The sequence below is a fragment of the Kribbella sp. NPDC055110 genome (assembly GCF_053607525.1).
The window spans coordinates 112,958-130,461 of record NZ_JBSGTS010000001.1; the positions used below are offsets into that span (position 1 = coordinate 112,958).

Here is a 17,504-nt window from a genome sequence, read left to right on the forward strand (position 1 = left end):
CTAGGACCGCGGGACGGTCAGCACGAACCGCACACCGCCGTCCGGGCTGTCCATCGCCCGCAACGTGCCGCGATGAGCTTCCGCCACGGCCCGCGCCATCGGCAGGCCGAGACCGCTGCCCATCGGCCCGTGCTCCGGGCGGCGATGCCAGAAACGGTCGAACACGAACGGCAGGTCCGCGGGATCGATTCCCGGTCCGGAGTCGTCCACGGTGATCAAGACCTGCGCGGGTGACGACGTACAGCCGAGGCGGATCACGTCACCGGAGGCGGTGAAGTGCATCGCGTTCTCGACCAGCGCGTCGAGCGCAAGCTCGATCCAGTCGGGATCGATCCGCACCTGCCCGGTCGGGCCACAGCCGACCAACCAGCGCCGGTCCGCATTGGTGGTCCAGTTCCGGCCGATCTCCGCGACCAGGTCGGCGACGTCGGTCGGCCTGCGGTCGAGCTCCTCGCCGGCGTCGAGCCTGGCCAGGGCGAGCAGCCGGTTGGAGAGCGCCGACATCCGGTCCAGCTGCCGCAGAGCGACCTCGACATGCGTCCGTACGCCGTTGCCCACCGGAGCATCACCGGCCAGCTCGAGATGCCCGCGCGCGATCGTGATCGGGGTGCGGATCGCGTGCGACGTGTCCCGCAGGAATCCGCGCTCGCGCTCGAGGCTGGCCCGCCGCTGGTCGGCCATCTGTTCGACCTGACGCTGGGCGGCGGCCCGGCGCTGGGCGTGCCAGACCATCGCAACGAACAGCGCGGGCATCAACGGCACCTCGGCCAGTTCGGCCCGGTCGATGAAGGCGCTCATCGCGTGCGCTGCGAGGACCCACCCGGTTGCCCCGGTCACAACCACGGTCACGATGATCGTCGGCCACAGCGGCCAGACCCGGAAGCCGTACACGATGGTGAGGCTCAGGAACAGGAAGTGGTACGGAATCGTCTCCTCGCCCGGCAGGCGGATCATCAGCCACAACATGGCGAGCATGAACGCGGCGAGCAGCCCGTCGACGACCTGTCCACTGGTCAGCCGGACCCGGCGGCGGGAGCGGGCAGCGACCGCCCGCGCGGTCTCCTCACGCGCTCTGAAGCTGATAACCGACATTGCGCACCGTCCGGATGACGTCGCTGCGGAGCTTGGACCGGAGCCGGCCGACGCACACGTCGACCAGGTTGGTCGCCGGGTCGAAGTCGTAGCCCCACACCTCGGACAGCAGCTCCTGGCGGGAGCAGACAGTCTCAGGGTTGCGCATCAGGTGCTGCAGCAGCAGGAACTCACGCTGGGGCAGCTCCGAGGTGCGTTCACCGACCTGAAGCCGCCTGGTCCGGGTGTCCAGCACGATCTCGCCGACCCGTAGAACTTCCGGCAGCCAGGCCGCGGTCGCGGGCGCCGGTGTCAGCAGTCGTGACCGCACCCGGGCGAGCAGCTCCCGGACCACGAACGGCTTGGCCAGGAAGTCGACCGCACCCTGCTCGAGGCACGCGACGCGGAGATGCCGGTCCTCCGTCGCGGACAGCACCAGAATCCGGTACGACCGATCGTGCGTCAGCAACGCGGTCAGTACGGCCTGACCGTCGAGCCCGGGCATCAGCAGGTCGAGGATCACCAGATCCGGTTTGGTGGTCAGGGCGAGCCGGAGTCCCTCGGTCCCGTCCGTGGCAGTCATGACGTGGAAGCCCTCCGCCTCCAGCGCATTGCGGACGAAGCCCAGCAGATCGGGCTCGTCGTCGACAACGAGAATCCTGGTCATCGAACCCCCTTCAGGCCGTTGACGGCCTACCCCCGGGGTACGGGTTAGCCCGGACGCTGCACCCCACAGCCTCCGGACCGGGACCCCCTCCGCTCCGCACCCCAGCAACATTGTGTGACGACCGGCTCGGAGACGGAAGAGGTGAGCGCCCCCGGGCCGAGTGGGTCGCCGGCAGCGACCGGGATGACAGTCATGTCATACCCGCTGAGGGCTGTTCCCATGACCTGGCCGCCGGGCGTAGCTTCGAGGCTGATCCTCGGACCTGGGAGCAAGTCATGGTGTCCCACCACCGAGTGTCGGCGCGGGTCCACGGGACCTTGTCCAGGCTCGCCTGGTTCCTGTGGTATCTCGCGGTTCTGCTGATCCCGCTGTTCCTCACCTGGGGCGTGATCGAGCCGCCCGACACCACCCCTGGCGGCGCCGTTGAGCTGAGCGCGGGCCTGGTCGGGTTCTCCGCTCTGGTGGTCGCAGTCGTCTTGCCGGCCAGACTGTCCTGGCTGATCGCGAGCTTCGGGATCGAGACCGTGCTCGCCATCCACCGGCTGATCGCCCTGATCGCGGTCGTGCTGGTGCTGGTGCACTTCGTCGCGGTCCTGGTCGTGGACCCGCGAGGCCTGTCGATCCTCGATCTCGCGCACACGACCTGGGCCGCACGCGCAGCGGTCGCGTCGACGTGTGCGTTGCTGCTCATCGTCGTACTGGCGTTGCGGCGCCCGGCCCGTCAGCCGCGGTACGAGGGCTGGCGACTCGTCCACAACGGGCTGGTGGCAATCGTCCTGGTCACCGCCTGGTTGCACGTCTGGTTGCTTCGGCACCTCGTCTCACACGCGCTGGCGGCGGCCTGGTTCGTCGCGTCCGGTGTGCTCGTGGCCGGCCTGGCGGCGCGCAGGTGGATCTGGCTGCCGATGCGGGCGAGGAAGCTCGCGTACGTCGTGGTGTCGGTACGTGCTGTGGCGGGCGACGGTGTGACGCTGGTGATCCACGCCGACGGTCACCACGGTCTGCCGTTCGAGGCCGGTCAGTTCGTCTGGCTCAAGATCGGGTCGACACCGTTCGTGTTCGAGGAGCATCCGTTCAGCATCGCCTCGACCGCGGAGCACCCCGAACGCATGGAGTTCACGATCAAGGCGCTCGGCGACTTCACGGAACTCGTCGGCGCCCTCCGGCCGGGCCGGCGAGTGTTCCTGGACGGCCCGTACGGCGGCTTCACCATGGACGGCCTCAACGACGCGGCCGGACTCGTGTTCATCGCCGCCGGCGTCGGCATCACGCCCCTGCTGAGCATGCTGCGCACCCTCGCCGACCGGGCCGACGAGCGAAGGGTGTGGCTGATCATGTCCGCGCGCACCCAGCACGATCTGATGCTGCGGCCCGAGGTGGAACAGGTGCGGCAGCGGCTCAACCTGAAAGTGATCGAGGTGATCGGCAGGCCGGAGCCAGGTTGGTCGGGGGAGACCGGCCGCATCAACCGCGACCTCCTCCGCCGCAACCTGCCCCGCCGCCCCCACCGCCTCCACTACTTCATCTGCGGCCCCACCGCCATGGTCACCGCGGTCAGCCACGACCTCGCCGTACTGGGCATCCCACTCCGCCGCATCCACACAGAACGCTTCGGCACCGTCTAGGAGGCAGCGGCAGACGTCCAACTTCAGCTGCCAGGATGGTGGAATGGGCCGGACTGCGGTGTCTGGTGACAGATCAGGTCGACCCGAAGCGAGGACCGAATGCAGACCGTACTTGGAGCCAACGGCCAGATCGCCGAGGTGCTGACCCGCGAGCTCTACCGCAACTTCACCGAAGACATCCGTCTGGTGAGCAGAAATCCCCGCAAGGTCCACGAGACCGATCAGCTCTTCAAGGCCGACCTGACGGATGCGGCCGCGACAGCTGCGGCGGTCGAAGGCAGCGAGATCGCCTACCTGACGGTGGGTCTGCCGATGGACTCGCACCTGTGGGAGCAGCAGTTCCCGGTGATGATGGCGAACACGATCGCCGCCTGTCAAAAGCACGACTGCAAACTGGTGTTCTTCGACAACACCTACATGTACCCGCGAACCTCCGCCCCGCAGATCGAGGAGACCGAGTTCGAGCCAGTGGGTCGGAAGGCAACCGTACGGGCGCAGATCGCGGCGATGTTGCTGAACGAGATGAGCGCAGGGACGATCGACGCCGTGATCTGCCGGGCGCCGGAGTTCTACGGGCCGGGCAAGACCCAGAGCCTCACGAACTCCGCCGTCTTCGACCGGATCAAGCAGGGCAAGCGACCGATGGTCCCGCTCAACGCCCATACCCGGCGAACCCTGATCTGGACACCGGACGCCAGCCGTGGCATGGCGCTGATCGGCAACACCCCCGACGCGTACGGCGGGACCTGGCACCTGCCCTGCGATCCCAATCGGCTGACCTACGCGGACATGATCGAGATCGCCGCGGAAATCACCGGGAAGAAGATCTCGTACACCACGGTCCCGCGGGCAGTCTTCAAGCTCGGCGGCCTGCTCAACACGTCGGTCAGGGAGGCGGAGGAGTTGTTGCCACGCTACCGAGGCGACAACATCTTCGACTCCTCGAAGTTCGCAGCACGCTTCCCTGACTTCGACGTCACGACCTATCACGAAGGAATCGCCGAACTCCTCAACGGATAGCAGGCTCTTGTGACTGATGTGGGGTGGTCGACGGGTTCCAGTGCGGTGCCGGGCCGGGTGTGACGTGCAAGCTCGACAGGACGTGTCGAGTGGCCGGGTAGTGCACCTGAGCGTGAACGCGCCCGCGCGTACACCGTCTCACCGGTGCACTACCTGTCGAGCGTGCACATCACCCCGCCGCGAGCAGCCGTCCCGCCACCAACCCGATCCCCCCGCTGGCCATCCCCTGCTGCAGCCTCATGCCAGCCCGATGCCAGCCCGTCGGCGGGTCGCCACTGGCGGGTTATGTCACCGCTGGCCTCCTACTTCCCGCCATCGCCCACATAACCCGTCAGCCGGCACCACAACACCCACCCACCCACCCACCCAGCCGCCCGACAGGAGAACGGATATCCGGCTCTCCTGTCCGATGTGTGGGTGAACTGCGGGCCCGTGAGACAGGTTCTGGTGGGCTGGGACCTGGTATTCCCTGTCCGCAGCCCCCAGAAGGTGTCTGTCCCCTCGGCAACCGGCCGCCTGTGCTCACCGTGCTCACCGTGCGGACGCAGTCCGCCGAAACGGCATCTCGACAGGACGTATGCGTCGACTACCTGCCGCCGCGCGCCGGCGGCAGGCTGGATCGCCGGTCAGTGGACATCTACGTACTGTCGACCTGACAGCATCCGCAGTACCCACGCCCAAGGCCCCGGGCAACGAGGGGCCCGCCGAGGCGACTGGGGTGACTGGGGACGGTGGCTGGTCATTTCAGGTGGGTCGCAGTCCCCAGTCCCAATCCCAGTCCCTGGACGGGGGCCTGGACTTGGGATCTGGCCACCCTCGGCCATACCGACCCACACATCCAACACAAGACCGGATATCCCCTGGTGTTGTGGGTTCTCCCCTCTAACACCAACGGAGAACCCACAACATCATCGGATATCCCCTCGTACGCGGAGGCGCTCGTCGCGCGCGGCCAGGCCCGGCCAGCGAGACGGACCGGGCGGTGCGGTGGTGCGGGGCATGCGGTGGTGCGGGGCATGCGGTGGTGTGGTGCGGGCCAGCGGTGGTGCGGTGCGGGCCAGCGGTGGTGTGGTGCGGGCCAGCGGTGGTGTGGTGCGGGCCAGCGGTGGTGTGGTGCGGTGGGAGTGAGCGGTGTCGCGGTGTGGTGGGGGCGGGAGACAGGAGTTGGTGGGCGGAGACGGCAAATGTCGGGTTGCAGGTCTCCACGGCCTGTCGCGAGTCTCCGGATGCCGCCACCAACAAACCACACATCGGACCGGAGAGCCGGATAGCAATCGGCACACGCACGCGATCGGATAGGAGGTCTATTGGGTGTAGCGGGCGATCAGGGTGTCCATTGCTTCGTCGATGCTCTGGTCGATGTGGTGCCGGGTCGGGTCTTCGTCGTGCCAGGCGACGATCTCGCGGGCGCCGGCTTCGAAGGGGATGGTGGCGACGTAGTCCGGGACCAGTTGGCGGAGTTTGGTGTTGTCGAAGACGGCCGAATGGGTCTTGTCGCCGAGGAGCCCGGCGCCCCAACCAGGATGTACGGCGGCGATCGCGTCGGACGGGGCGTGGACGATCTGTGCCGTCGTACCGGCTGCTGCGGCGAGGGTGTTGGCGATCTGGTCCCAGGTCAGGACGTCGTCGGACGTGATCTGGAAGGTGTCGCCGAGCGTCCGAGGGTGGCCGAGCAGCGGAACCAGCCCACGGGCGAAGTCGCGGTGGTGGGTGAGGGTCCACAGCGAGCTTCCGTCACCGTGCACCACGACGGGCCGACCACGGCGCATCCGTTCGACGATCGTCCAACCGCCGTCGAACGGGACGAGAGTGCGGTCGTACGTGTGCGACGGCCGCACGATCGTGACCGGATAACCCTCGTCGCGGTAGAGCGTCGTCAGGAGGTCCTCGCAGGCGATCTTGTCGCGCGAGTACTGCCAGAACGGGTTCCGCAACGGCGTCGATTCGGTGATCGGCAGCCGGGCCGGCGGCGTCTGGTACGCCGAGGCCGAGCTGATGAAGACGTACTGTCCGACCTGCCCGCGGAAGGCATCGGTCCGGGCGCGCACCTGATCAGGGGTGAACGCCCGCCAGTCGACGACCACGTCGAAGTCCTGGCCGGCGACATCGGCCAAGGCCGCCGGGTCGTCGAGATCGCCGGTGATCTGCCGCACCTGTGCCGGAAGCGGGCGGGTCGAGGTCTTCCCACGGTTGAGCACCGCAAGGTCGAGTCCCGCATCGATCGCCTGCCACGAACACGCCGAGCTGATGATGCCGGTCCCGCCAAGGAAGAGAACACGCAGGGCAGTCATTCGAACCACTCCTCAAGGTCGCAACGCCAGGACCAACGCTAGTTCAAGGGGGCGGGGGATTCGGCGTGGGGGATGAGGAGGGTGGGGTGGCCGGAGCCGTTGGCGGGGACGGTCCAGATGTCTGCGTCGGCGGCGCCGTGGGGGATGGCGTAGGCGATGGTGGTGGGGTCGATCCAGGCCGGCTGGTCGTCGACGGTGCGGGTCTCGGCCAGTGGGGTTCTGGTACCGGTGGACAGGTCGAGGACGGTCAGTCGCCAGCCTTTCGCCGGGTTGCCGTCGATCGCCGATTTGAAGGCGATCCGGCGGCCGTCGGGGGACAGGGACGGACATTCCACGTTCTCGGTGATGGTACGCACGGTCTTCGCCGCGATATCGCCTACGACCAGGTACCGATGGCCGGCGGTGGACATCGTGGCGTAGAAGTGGTTGTCGTCGGCAGTGAAGGTGATACCCCAGAAGTTGAGGTCGGCGGCCTTGTAGGGATGACCGTCCAGCGTTACGGACAGGAACTCCAGCGAGTCGACCATGTCCAGCGTCTTCAGGTCGATCAGTCCGGACCGGGTCGAGAACCGGCCGTTGTTGTACGAGTCGCCCGCGACGAACACGGTCCACGCGGCCATCCGCCCGTCCGCGGAGACCCGGGTACGATTCGGTACGCCGACAAGCGGAATCGCCTTCTGCACTTGAAGATTCTTGTCCAGGATCGCGATCTGGAACGTCGTCAGTGCGCCGTCCTGCCGGAGACACGTGCCGGTACCACCAGCCGCATAAACCCGCAAGCAGCTCAACGCGGAAACAGATCGTGGCCCGCCCGGATCGTCCTTCGCGACCGAGGCGAGTCGTCCTTCGCTGCCGGGTGCCGTACTGCGGAACATGATGCGCGGACCGGTCAAGCTGAGTTCCTCGGCCGCGGCCACCGGCGTACGGGCGTGTGTGCTTGTGAACACGCTGTAGGTGATCGCGACCGCGGTCAGCAGGAACGCTCCGAGGACCGCGATCAGCACCCGGCGCGTCACGCGGGCTGCCCCGTCCTCGGAGAGATTCCGCGGAGCAGTACTGCGACCACGAAGACGGCGGCAACGACGACGCCCGCGGCGATGCGGCTTGCGCCGGCAGGACCCCAGATCGTCCAGGCCAACCCGAACAGGATCGACGATCCGACATAGGACAGCGCCTGTCCGGTCTGGATGAGCGCGATCCCCGTCGTACGGGAGGCTTCAGGAAGCAGTGGACCGGCCAACGCCATCAGTACGCCGTCCGTCGAGGCGTAGAACAGGCCGTAGAGGCCGAGTACGACGACCAGCAACGGCCAGCCGCCGACCGGTCCGAACAGCAGGAGGTACACCAGCACCAATGCGGTGTAGCCGCCAAGGACCACCTTCAGCCGACCGATCTTGTCGGCCAGCACACCGAGCGGCGTGGCGAGCAGGAGATACGACAGGTTGGTGCCCACGGCAAGCAGTGGGAACCAGCCGATGCTCAGGTCTTCCCGTCGCTGCAGGAGCAGGTAGACGAAGCCGTCGCCGATGGTCACCATCCCGGCCACACACGCTGCCAGGACCAGCCGCCGTACGGGACCTCTTCGCAGCAGCTCACGGAGTACCGAGGGAGCGACGGTGTTCGTCCGCGGTTGCTGGTCGCGATGGTCGCGGACGAACAGCACCAGCAACAGAACACCGAACGCGGCGATGCAGAAGCTGGCGACGAACACCGCGTCGTACGCCTGCGCGGTCGCTGCCAAGATGCCGACCGCGACCAGCGGCCCGGCGAACGCGCCGATCGTGTCCATCATCCGGTGTACGCCGAACGCGCGGCCGTACAACTGTGGCGGGGTGGACAGGGTGATCAGTGCGTCGCGCGGAGCTGTGCGGAGGCCCTTGCCGGTGCGGTCGATCGCGATCACCGCGCCGATCGCACCGACGGAGCTGCCCGCGGCCAGCAGGCCGAGTTTCGCCACCGCTGACAGGCCGTAACCGAAGCCTGCAACGGTTTTGCGGCGCCGCGACCGGTCCGCGACGTACCCGCCGATCAGCCGCAGGAACGCGGTCGCGCCGGTGTACGTGCCGTCGATCACGCCGTACAAAGCAGGACTCAGGTGCAGGCCGATCATCAGGTACACCGGCAGGATCGCTGTCACCATCTCCGACGAGATGTCGGTGACCAGGCTGACGGCGCCGAGCGCGAAGACGTTGCCGCTGACAAGGAACAGGGCGCGTCCGCGCCCGGTGTGGGGGCGGTCGATCGTGGACAGGTACACCAGCGTCAGTTCCAGACGTTGGTGATCTCGGCGGCCGAGTTCAGGTGGGCCAGTCCGTACGAGCTCTCGATGGTGCTGAGCAGGTTGTAGTGGTTGATCTGATTGGCGAAGGTGCCGACCTGGGTGTGTGCGCCGACGAACGCGGTGAAGATGTGGTTCGAGGAGCCGCCGTTGTCCTCGTCGAAGGTAATGACGAGCAGGCTGTTGTGCGTCTTGGCCCAGGTCGCGTACGCCGTCAGGTTGTTCTTCAGCCAGGTGTCACCGGTGCCGACCGAGCAGTCGTGCATGTCGCTGCACATGTTCGGCGTCACGAACGAGACCGTCGGGAGCGACGCGTAGTTCGCCGAGCTCGGGAAGTCGCTGTACCGGAGGTTGCTCGCCGACGGCACGTTGCTGAAGTTGACCCAGCTGTTGTGCTTGCGCTGGTACTGGCCGCTCGAGCAGCCCGTGTACCCGGCGGACGGCATGCTCTCGGAGTACCCCTTGAAGGTCTTGCCGGCCGCGATCAGTTGCTGGCCGAGGTTTCCGGTGCTGAAGGTGTGCGGGCAGCTGTCGCTGGTCATGCCCTGAGTCGAGCCGGAGAAGATCGCCGCGTAGTTGGGCTGGCTCGGGTGCGTGACGCCGTACGACTGGGTGAACTTCGCGCCCTGACCGGCCAGACTGTTGAACGTCGGCGCGCTGGAGCTGCCGTTGATCTGTGAGTAGGCGTGATTCTCGAACATCACCAGGACGATGTGATCGAACGCAGGCACCGCTGTCGCCGCCTGCGCACTGGGCGACCTCTCGGCGATCGCCACCACCGACGCGGCGACAACCGTCGCCGCAACCAGCATCCCCGCAACGCGTTTCCGGATCACGATGTCTCCCCCTAGGGCGGCCACGGCCCTGGATGCGCCAGGGCCGTCAACCATGGTCGGAGTCACCGCTCAACATCACCAGTCCCGGCAGATGTGCGGAAGATGAACAGATCGTCACCTAGCCGCGACACTGGGTGAGGCGACCAAGGTGTTTATCGGCAGTACGACACGGGACAGGATGGGATCGTTACCAATAACGCGGAGAAGAGGACAAGGCCGCCGAGGCGTGCGACGTTTCGCGGCGGCTGCACCAGAACCGCGACCGCGAGTTCGGGCAGATCGGCCGGACCTACGAGAGCGAGCCGGTTCTCGAGCGGCTCATAGACCATCCAGACATGCTGCCGACGGTGGGGACGGTCCAGATGTCTGCGTCGGCGGGGCTGTGGGGGATGGTGTAGGCGACGGTGGTGGGGTCGATCCATTCGGCAGGGCGCGGCCTGTTAGTCCGGGACGGTCCAGGTGGCGCTGGCGCCGCGGCGGGTCTTCTCGATGGTGAGGATGTCGTGGAGCTTCTGGCCCGCAGCGGTGTCGCGTAGGTGGGCCTGGGGGCCTCGGGCTCGTACGGCGTCGCGGGTGGCGTCGACCATGTCGCTGATCTCCTGGTTGCTGGCGCTGCCGAGGGGGAAGTCGATCCGGTCGTCGATGGATGCCGGCAGCGTCGGATTTCGCGGAGTGCCGGTCTTCTTCGCCTCCTGGTCCAGGACAGCGTGGACCTCCTTCGACACCCCCTCGAGGTTGCCGCTGCTCCCGAGCTTGGAGAGAGTGCGAGCCCTGGTCTCCGGGATGCCGACGTCGACGAGCAGCCTGCCGACGCGTTGGGGGATCCGGGCGTGCTCGATCTCCGCATGAGAGTCGCGGGGCATGACACCTGTGCGCGCGACCTCAGCGAGTTGGGCGTCGGTGAGCTCCTCGATCGGGTTCAGGTGCACGAGCTGCTCCGGATCCGGACGGTTGCCGACGGCGCGCAGATCGAGCTCGTTGGTCGCCCACGTCCGCCATGCGCGCTTGCGCATCGTGTCCCATCCGAGATGGGTCCCCTCGGCGTCGGGCATGTTCACCGGGTCGCCGGGTTGCCAGTCTCGCGCCGGGCCCCTTGGATTCGCTTGGTAGTCCCAGTCGGGCGGAAGTACGTTCGGTCGCGGGGTGCGCCCCTGAGGCGGACTGTGCGGCCAACCCTCCGGGGGAAGCCCGGCCGGGACGGCCTCGCGCACCGCCTTGCCGGGCTCGGCGGCGTCGTCCTCCGGCTTGGCTGCGGTCCGTGGGACCGGTTCGGGCGTCGGCACGCGCGTAGGCGGCGTTTCCGCCGCTTCTGCCACAGCCTTCTTCACCGCGACTTTCTTCGGGGGTGTCCGCTGCGGTGTCGGTTCGCTCGCAGGCTCGGGTGCGGCGGGAGTTCGGGGTGCGGCGGACGTTTGGGGCGCGGCTGGAGTGCGGGGGCTGCCGGTTGCGGCTGAGGAGGGCATCGGGGCCGTTCGCGTTGGAGTCGTCGTCCCCCGGGAGGAGCCCGACGGCGTGCGACCAGCTGCCACCGTAGGTGTGGCGTTGGTGCCTTCGGATGGCGGTACCAGCTTCAGAGGCGACATCGGCGGGGCCTCGGTCCCGGAGTCGTGCGTGAGGTCGTCTCCCATTGCACGTTTCATCGGCTCGCGGAGTGGTGCGATGCCCGGCTTCGAGGCCGACCCGCCGCCGCCCTTGATCGATCTGAGCCTGGGTGCAGGGGTGACGTCGTTCGCAGGTGTCCCGGCCGCGCCGCCGATGCCCAGGTCCTCGAGCCCCGGCTCCCCGGGACGCAACCGGACGGCCGGGGTCGGCGTACGGCGTGGCGGTGCGGGCGCCTCTGGGGCGGGCTTGGTGAGAGCCTGCGTGGTGGGATCGACGGGTGCTGCGGTCGGTGCGGCGGGGAGGGGGTGGGCGGCGGCTGGCTCTGGTTCGGTTGGCGGGTGTTCCGCGGGCGGGGACTGGGTGTTGGGGGCGCGCCCGGGTTGTTGCTGGATCCGGCGGGAGATCTCGGCCGAGATCAGCGCGACCAGCTGGTGCATCACCGCGCGGTAGTCCTCGTGGAGTACGGCGTCGCGGTGAGCAGGGTCCTTGGCGAGCTCGGGATCGTTCCAGTGTGTGTACAGCTGAATGATCGCGCCGACAGCAGCGGTACCGCCCCCGGCGGTGGCCAGGACGTGCACCAGCTTGGACCAGGCTCGCGAGTTGCGCAGTCCCATGAGTGACGCTGCGAGCCCGAAGGCCGACGCCCAGAAGGCGAAGCTCTTGTACCAGTTGTCCTTCTCCCGCTGGACGGCCGCCACAAGGGCCTTGACGCCGCCGATGGCACCAACGACCTTGAGGGCCAGCTGCACCTCTTTTGCGCCGATGACCGCCAACCCGATCTGCGTCTTTGCGATGCCGCCGAGCTCCGCCAGCTCGTACTCGGTCAGGAAGTCGGCCTGCTCCGGACCGGCACCGCTCACGTCCTCGACCTTGCCGGCCACCCAGTCGAAGGCGCGGGCGACCGTGGGTGAGACCGTGATGGCGCCCTGTGGGTTCGTCACCTCGTCCTTGTCCACCAGACCGGCCTGGTCCGCCGCGGCGACCGCGGACTGGTAGTCGGCGAAGGCATAGTCGACGGACCTGTCGGCGACGGCGGCCTGCTCCGGAGTGACGACCCCGAGTGCGGCCGCCTTCTGCACCCCCCACTTGGCGAGGTCCTTCTCGGCCGCCGGGATCCACGCGACGGTGTCGACGAGCCCGGCGGCCTCGACGGCGATGCCCTTGGCCTCGCCGACCTCGCCCAGCAGCTTGTCGCGCACCTTCTCGGACGCGAACTTCTTGACCTTGTGGGCGGCGTTGGTCACCCGAGCCTTCGCGTGTTCGACTACCACGTTCACCGCAGGGGGCAGCTGGATCGACGGCGGCACGACCGCTTCAGTGGCCTTCGCCGCCTGTGCTCCCAGTGGCCGCAGGGTCTCCTGCACCTTGGGCGGGATCAGCTGCCACAGCTTGTGCCGGGCCTCGGCCCAGGTGAGCAGCGCGGGGCCGCCGTGGGTTGCGCGGACAGAGGCCGGCTGGCCGGTGAGGACTGCGCTCGCCGCCGCGTGTGCCTCGCTCTCCACGACCGCGTCCGCGTCCGGCGTACCTCCGCCTCGCTGCTGGACAACGTGTGCCAGCTCGTGGGCGACGGTCGCGGCGCGATGCCCGGGGGACAGCGCGTTGGCGTCGCGTCCAAGCAGTACGTGGTCGTCGTACGCCGCGGCCAGAACTCCACGTGGGAGTGGAGCGTCGGTGTGCATTCGTATGCCGCCAAGGTGCGTGCCGAACAGCCGCTCGAGCCCTGAGCGTTCGTCGCCGAGCGGTGTGCCACCCCGGAGTACCGAGTCGGTGGCGGCGTTACCGACCAAGGCCTGCAACGCCAGCACCGGGTCCCCGCCCTTCGGACCGACGTGGTCGTCACGACCCCCTGCGCGCGCCGACCCGGTGTCCTTGTCGGCCCGGTCGCGGCTCCGGGCCCCGCCTTCACTCACGGCACGATCCTCACGGGCTCGCCGGTCTCCAGTGCCTTGCCGAACTTCTGGTACTCGCGCCGCGTCGCGCGCAGCAAGTGCTCCATCGTGACGGCACCGCCGTCGGCCGCCGCGAGGAACGAGGCGGCGAGCGCGATGTTGCGGATGTTGCCGCCGCTGAGGGCGAAGCGGCGCGCGAGTTCGGCGAGATCGACGTCGTCGGTGCGGGGTACGTCGGGCCAGACCACGCTCCAGATGCGCTTGCGGCTTTCCTCGTCCGGGAACGGGAAGCTGATCACGAACGACAGCCGCCGGAGCAGCGCCTCGTCGAGCTGCTGCCGCCGGTTGGTCGCGAGGATGGCGATGCCGTCGAACTCCTCGATCCGCTGGAGGAGATAACTGACCTCGATGTTGGCGTAGCGGTCGTGGCTGTCGCGGACCTCCGAGCGCTTGCCGAACAGGGCGTCGGCCTCGTCGAAGAACAGCACCGCGTTGCAGTCGCGGGCCCCGTCGAAGATCGTGGCGAGGTTCTTCTCGGTCTCGCCGATGTACTTGCTGACCACCCGGGCGAGGTCGACGGCGAAGATGTCGATGCCGAGCTCACCGGCGACCACCTCGGCGGCGGTCGTCTTGCCCGTGCCCGATCCTCCGGCGAACAGGGCGCAGGTGCCGAGCCCGCGGGTGCCGCCCCGCGCGAAGCCCCACTCGGTGTGTACTACGTCCCGATAGCGTGCGCGTCCACAGAGCTCGCGCAGTTGTTCCACCGCCACGTCGGGCAGGATGAGGTCGTCCCAGGTCGCGTCCGGCCGGATCCGGTGGGCCAGCTCGGAGAGGATCTCGCCGGAGCGTTGGCGCGCTGCCTGACTGACGTCCCGCAGCGTCGGCCGGGAGCCGCCGCGCATCCAGGCCGTCGTCTTCGCGGCCGCCGCGGCCTCGTCGATCTGCCCCGGGCCGAGTCGGAACCGTCGCGCCAGTACGGCGAGGTCGTCCTCGCCGAGGTCGATCTCCTGACGCGCCAGGGCCCTGCGCCACAGGTCGCGGCGCGTGCTCGCGATGGGTCTCGCCAGGGCCACCGACACGACTCCGGTGAGTACATCGCCGGGCGGTGGCCACGGCGCGGCACTCGAGAGCACGACCGGCCCGCTGTCGTCCGCTAGGCACGCAAGCAGCGCGTCCCAGCCAGGCGGGTCGAGACCGTCGAGGCCCTCGAGATGGAGCAGCGCGCCCTGCAACCGGGCCTCGCGGACGACGACGTGCAGGAGCTCCGAATCCACCGGAACGCGTCCAACGTCCGCGCGCAGCAACGGCAAGCCGAGCGCGTGTGCGAGCCAGCGCGCAGTCGCCGGGACCCCGGCTCCGGGTCGGCCCTGGAGGTGTAATCGCAGGACGCCGCCGTGGTCGTGATGGTGCAGCGCGAGTCGCTGGACGACCTCCGGTGCGCCGGGCAGGTCTTCTGGGTCGTCGTCGGTGCCGACGAGCTGGCACCACGCGGCCAGCCGGCGGTCCAGGCTGCCCGCGCCGATCAGCACGTCCACGATCTGCGGGTCCAGGCGCAGGGTGTTGGCCGACAGCGGCGCGGCGGGGTCGTCGTCAGGCGGCTCGACGTACACCAGCCTGTGACGCGCGAGCGGGGCTGTCGGTACGAAGCGGTGCCGCAGCGCGAGCCTTTCCGCGGGCGGGCCGAACAGCTCGAGCGCGAGGTCGACCGACGGGCGGGTACGGCGTACGTCGTCCTGCAGGTAGGCGTAAACCCGCTGGCGCCGCAGGTCGAGCTCGGGAGCGAGGGAGAGCACGATCGTCCGGATGTCGAGCTCCTCGAGTGCGAACGTCTCGGCCAGCCAGTCCAGGCGCGGTGTCCGTGGGACTGGCCGGTCGTCGACCGACTGGAGCGAAGGCCGTATGTCGAGAGCACGCTCGGCATCTGCCTGCGACAGGTGGAGTCCGCGGAATGGATCGCCGCCGGGCTCGATGCCGTGGTGCCTCCGTACCGCCTCCACCGCCTCCGCGAGGCGGGTGTCGAGCCACGCCATCACCGCTGCGAGACCGGCGAGTTCCTCATCCACAACGTGCCTGCTGCGCCTCGGACGCGGTGAACAGGTCGCGCATCATCGCGGACGGCTGGACGTTGAGCTCCTGCCTGGCCAGCTGCTGGTAGAACCGGAACTGACGCACGGCCTCGACCTTGTTGCCCTCGGCTAGATACGCGGCGATCAGCACGCGGTGAGCGCTCTCCCGCAGGGGCTCCGCCGCGACGGCCGCCAGCCCGGCGTCCACCGCCTGCCCGAACCGGCCGTCCAGAGTCAGCTGCTCGCAGAGCGCCTCGAGCGCGTGCAGGCGGAGCTGCCGGAAACGCTCGCGCTCGATCATGGCCCAAGCGTCGGGCCAGTCCGGAAGGAAGTCGCCACCGAGTTGCAGCGCCGGCCTCTCCGCGTGGTCCAAGGAGACGTGACGTTCCAGTACGGCGTGCGCGAACCGGTCCGCCTGCCGGATGTCCACGTCGACGCCGGGGCTCAGGCACAGGTGGGCCACCGTAGCCGTGATCAACGACAGCCCCGGAAGGTTCAGCCGCCACAGGGCCGAGCGGAGGTTAGCGGCCGCGCGGGCCTCGCTGGTCTCCAGCCACAGGGCGCCGGCGACCGCGTTACGCAGCACCGGGCGCTCGTGCAACGCGAGGTACGCCAGCACGCGCTGCGCCCCCAATGGGAGCGCCACGATGTCGGTTCCATGGCGAAGGCGGAACCCACGGAGCAGGCCCAGCTCAATGTCCGGCGTACCGATCGCAGGCACGCTCGGTCGCTCCACTCCAGTGATCTCGACAGTCGCCCCCACAGCGCCCCGCCCTCGGTGTCGAATCCAAGTCTTCTCGATTGAACCATGCTCAGCGGCGAGCGTCACCGCTTCGTCACGACGGCGTCACTGACCGCTCGGGATGTCTCCGACAAACCGGTGCAGCCAGTCGTCGACCTGGGCGAGCACCTCGTCGACGGTCCGGGCGAAATCGGTCGACTCCTCCGGACCCTGGACGTCGAGCCGCTGGGTGATCCGCGCCCGGAACATCCGCAGCGCAACATCGTCGCCTTCCTGCCAGACGGTGATGTGGAGTACGCCGGCGCGGTCCCTGGAGCCAAGGCTGGTCACAATGCCCCCTTCGGGACGGGAACCGGAGCGATGTGGACGTCGTGCGTGGGTTGCTGTACGTCGAGGGGAATCGAACCGGCCAGCCCACCCGCCTCCGCACGCAGCTCGAAGTGCGCTGAGCCGGTGAGGACCGTGAGCGGGAGCTCGACCACGAACCGGCCGGTGAGTGGCTCGGAGATTGCGTGTGTGAGCTCCTCGGCCGGATCCGCGCCCGCAAGCACCGTCAGTAGGGCATCCGCGACTGGCACACCATCCGGACCGAGCACCCGGCCGCCGAGCTGGACACACCCGCCGTCGAGCGGCTCGCCGGCACCGAGGTGGAGCACCACTGTTGTGACCGCGCGTCCGCGGAGGACGGGATCGGGCGACAGCAGTGGCAGGCCGACGGCCAGGGCGACGACCGGCCTCCAGCGGTGACCGGCGCCCATCGAGGACCAGAACTCGGCTAGCTTGGCGAAACCGCCGACCGGCATCACCTCGGTCGGCAGCTCGAGGTTCCGCAGCGGAGCCGGCAGCTCGGTGAGGGCCGGGGACCCGGCCGGAAGAATCCGGGTGGCGTTGAGCGGGGCGGCGTTGGTCAGGGCGGTCGCCACCGCATGCAAGAGCGCGTGCTCGTCCAGGGTCGGCTCGACCTGCTCGCTGCTGGCCGGGCTCCACGCGCTCATCAGGTACAGGCACCGCATCCACTCGGGCCGCCGGTGCTCGGTCACCACCCCGTTGGTGATCGTGCGGGTCCGTTCGTTCGACCTCAGCTCGCGCAGCTGGCCTATCTCGGCGAGGTAGACGTTCAAGGCGATCGCGGGCTCGCCCTGGACGTCGAGGTTCGAGACCGTCTCGCGCCAGGTCTCGTCCGGCGGCTGGAACCGGATCTGCGACTCGGCTCTCAGCTGCGGCACCCGCGCCATCAGCAGAGATCTGAGCAGCCGGTCGAGGTCGGAGATCATGGCGCGCCTTCCTGGTGCACCCCGGGTGGGTTCGTTCAGTCAGGGGGTGGTCTCGATGGTGCCGCCGGGGCGTCAGCCCGCCGTCACCCGAGAATCACCGACGAGTCACGGCCACGGGCCGTGACGCTGGGGTGATGCCGAGG

13 protein-coding genes are annotated in these 17,504 nt (G+C 68.7%); 2 read left to right on the forward strand and 11 right to left on the reverse strand.

The features are described from left to right. On the reverse strand, positions 1-1,092 hold the full coding sequence (locus ACWF0M_RS00535) for a sensor histidine kinase (RefSeq protein WP_452233434.1): 1,092 nt from the start codon (positions 1,090-1,092) through the stop codon (positions 1-3). Next, positions 1,064-1,738, reverse strand: a complete 675-nt coding sequence (locus ACWF0M_RS00540) for a response regulator transcription factor (RefSeq protein WP_452233435.1) — start codon at positions 1,736-1,738, stop codon at positions 1,064-1,066. Before ACWF0M_RS00540 ends, ACWF0M_RS00535 begins: the two co-directional genes overlap by 29 nt. A 275-nt stretch (positions 1,739-2,013) precedes the next feature. On the opposite strand from ACWF0M_RS00540, the gene ACWF0M_RS00545 reads away from it, so the two are divergent. Together ACWF0M_RS00545 and ACWF0M_RS00550 are read left to right on the forward strand one after the other, a co-directional pair. Next, positions 2,014-3,363, forward strand: a complete 1,350-nt coding sequence (locus tag ACWF0M_RS00545; protein ID WP_452233436.1) for a ferredoxin reductase family protein — start codon at positions 2,014-2,016, stop codon at positions 3,361-3,363. 99 nt (positions 3,364-3,462) lie between these two features. After that, positions 3,463-4,383, forward strand: coding sequence for an NAD-dependent epimerase/dehydratase family protein (locus ACWF0M_RS00550; RefSeq protein ID WP_452233437.1), 921 nt, complete (start codon positions 3,463-3,465; stop codon positions 4,381-4,383). Positions 4,384-5,687: 1,304 nt separating this feature from the next. On the opposite strand, the gene ACWF0M_RS00555 is transcribed toward ACWF0M_RS00550, so the two are convergent. The 9 genes from ACWF0M_RS00555 to ACWF0M_RS00595 all read right to left on the reverse strand — a co-directional run bounded on the left by ACWF0M_RS00555 (position 5,688) and on the right by ACWF0M_RS00595 (position 17,361). Further along, complete coding sequence (locus ACWF0M_RS00555; RefSeq protein ID WP_452233438.1) at positions 5,688-6,674, reverse strand: NAD-dependent epimerase/dehydratase family protein; 987 nt, start codon at positions 6,672-6,674, stop codon at positions 5,688-5,690. Between the two features lie 38 nt (positions 6,675-6,712). Then, the gene (locus ACWF0M_RS00560; RefSeq protein WP_452233439.1) at positions 6,713-7,690 is read right to left on the reverse strand and encodes a TolB family protein; all 978 of its coding nucleotides are present in this window, start codon (positions 7,688-7,690) and stop codon (positions 6,713-6,715) included. Further along, positions 7,687-8,931, reverse strand: a complete 1,245-nt coding sequence (locus ACWF0M_RS00565) for an MFS transporter (protein WP_452233440.1) — start codon at positions 8,929-8,931, stop codon at positions 7,687-7,689. The genes ACWF0M_RS00560 and ACWF0M_RS00565 overlap by 4 nt, the downstream gene beginning before the upstream one ends. A 5-nt stretch (positions 8,932-8,936) precedes the next feature. Next, positions 8,937-9,788 carry an alkaline phosphatase family protein gene (locus ACWF0M_RS00570; protein ID WP_452233441.1) on the reverse strand — a complete coding sequence of 284 codons (852 nt, stop codon included), beginning with the start codon at positions 9,786-9,788 and terminating at the stop codon, positions 8,937-8,939. 440 nt (positions 9,789-10,228) lie between these two features. Then, positions 10,229-13,300: an eCIS core domain-containing protein gene (locus ACWF0M_RS00575; RefSeq protein ID WP_452233442.1), complete on the reverse strand. Its 3,072-nt coding sequence runs from the start codon at positions 13,298-13,300 to the stop codon at positions 10,229-10,231. Further along, positions 13,297-15,342 (reverse strand): AAA family ATPase, encoded by a 2,046-nt coding sequence (locus tag ACWF0M_RS00580; protein ID WP_452233443.1) that lies wholly within the window; start codon positions 15,340-15,342, stop codon positions 13,297-13,299. Before ACWF0M_RS00580 ends, ACWF0M_RS00575 begins: the two co-directional genes overlap by 4 nt. After that, positions 15,335-16,066, reverse strand: coding sequence for an AfsR/SARP family transcriptional regulator (locus ACWF0M_RS00585; protein WP_452233444.1), 732 nt, complete (start codon positions 16,064-16,066; stop codon positions 15,335-15,337). Before ACWF0M_RS00585 ends, ACWF0M_RS00580 begins: the two co-directional genes overlap by 8 nt. A gap of 126 nt (positions 16,067-16,192) precedes the next feature. Next, the gene (locus ACWF0M_RS00590; RefSeq protein ID WP_452233445.1) at positions 16,193-16,417 is read right to left on the reverse strand and encodes a hypothetical protein; all 225 of its coding nucleotides are present in this window, start codon (positions 16,415-16,417) and stop codon (positions 16,193-16,195) included. Next, positions 16,414-17,361: a Pvc16 family protein gene (locus ACWF0M_RS00595; RefSeq protein WP_452233446.1), complete on the reverse strand. Its 948-nt coding sequence runs from the start codon at positions 17,359-17,361 to the stop codon at positions 16,414-16,416. Before ACWF0M_RS00595 ends, ACWF0M_RS00590 begins: the two co-directional genes overlap by 4 nt. Between the last annotated feature and the right edge of the window lie 143 nt (positions 17,362-17,504).

Bases quoted from the DNA above. Each gene is read 5' to 3' on its own strand.
- ACWF0M_RS00540 (WP_452233435.1), bottom strand. From the start codon at position 1,738: ATGACCAGGATTCTCGTTGTCGACGACGAGCCCGATCTGCTGGGCTTC.
- ACWF0M_RS00595 (WP_452233446.1), bottom strand. From the start codon at position 17,361: ATGATCTCCGACCTCGACCGGCTGCTCAGATCTCTGCTGATGGCGCGG.
- ACWF0M_RS00545 (WP_452233436.1), top strand. From the start codon at position 2,014: ATGGTGTCCCACCACCGAGTGTCGGCGCGGGTCCACGGGACCTTGTCC.
- ACWF0M_RS00550 (WP_452233437.1), top strand. From the start codon at position 3,463: ATGCAGACCGTACTTGGAGCCAACGGCCAGATCGCCGAGGTGCTGACC.
- ACWF0M_RS00555 (WP_452233438.1), bottom strand. From the start codon at position 6,674: ATGACTGCCCTGCGTGTTCTCTTCCTTGGCGGGACCGGCATCATCAGC.
- ACWF0M_RS00535 (WP_452233434.1), bottom strand. From the start codon at position 1,092: ATGTCGGTTATCAGCTTCAGAGCGCGTGAGGAGACCGCGCGGGCGGTC.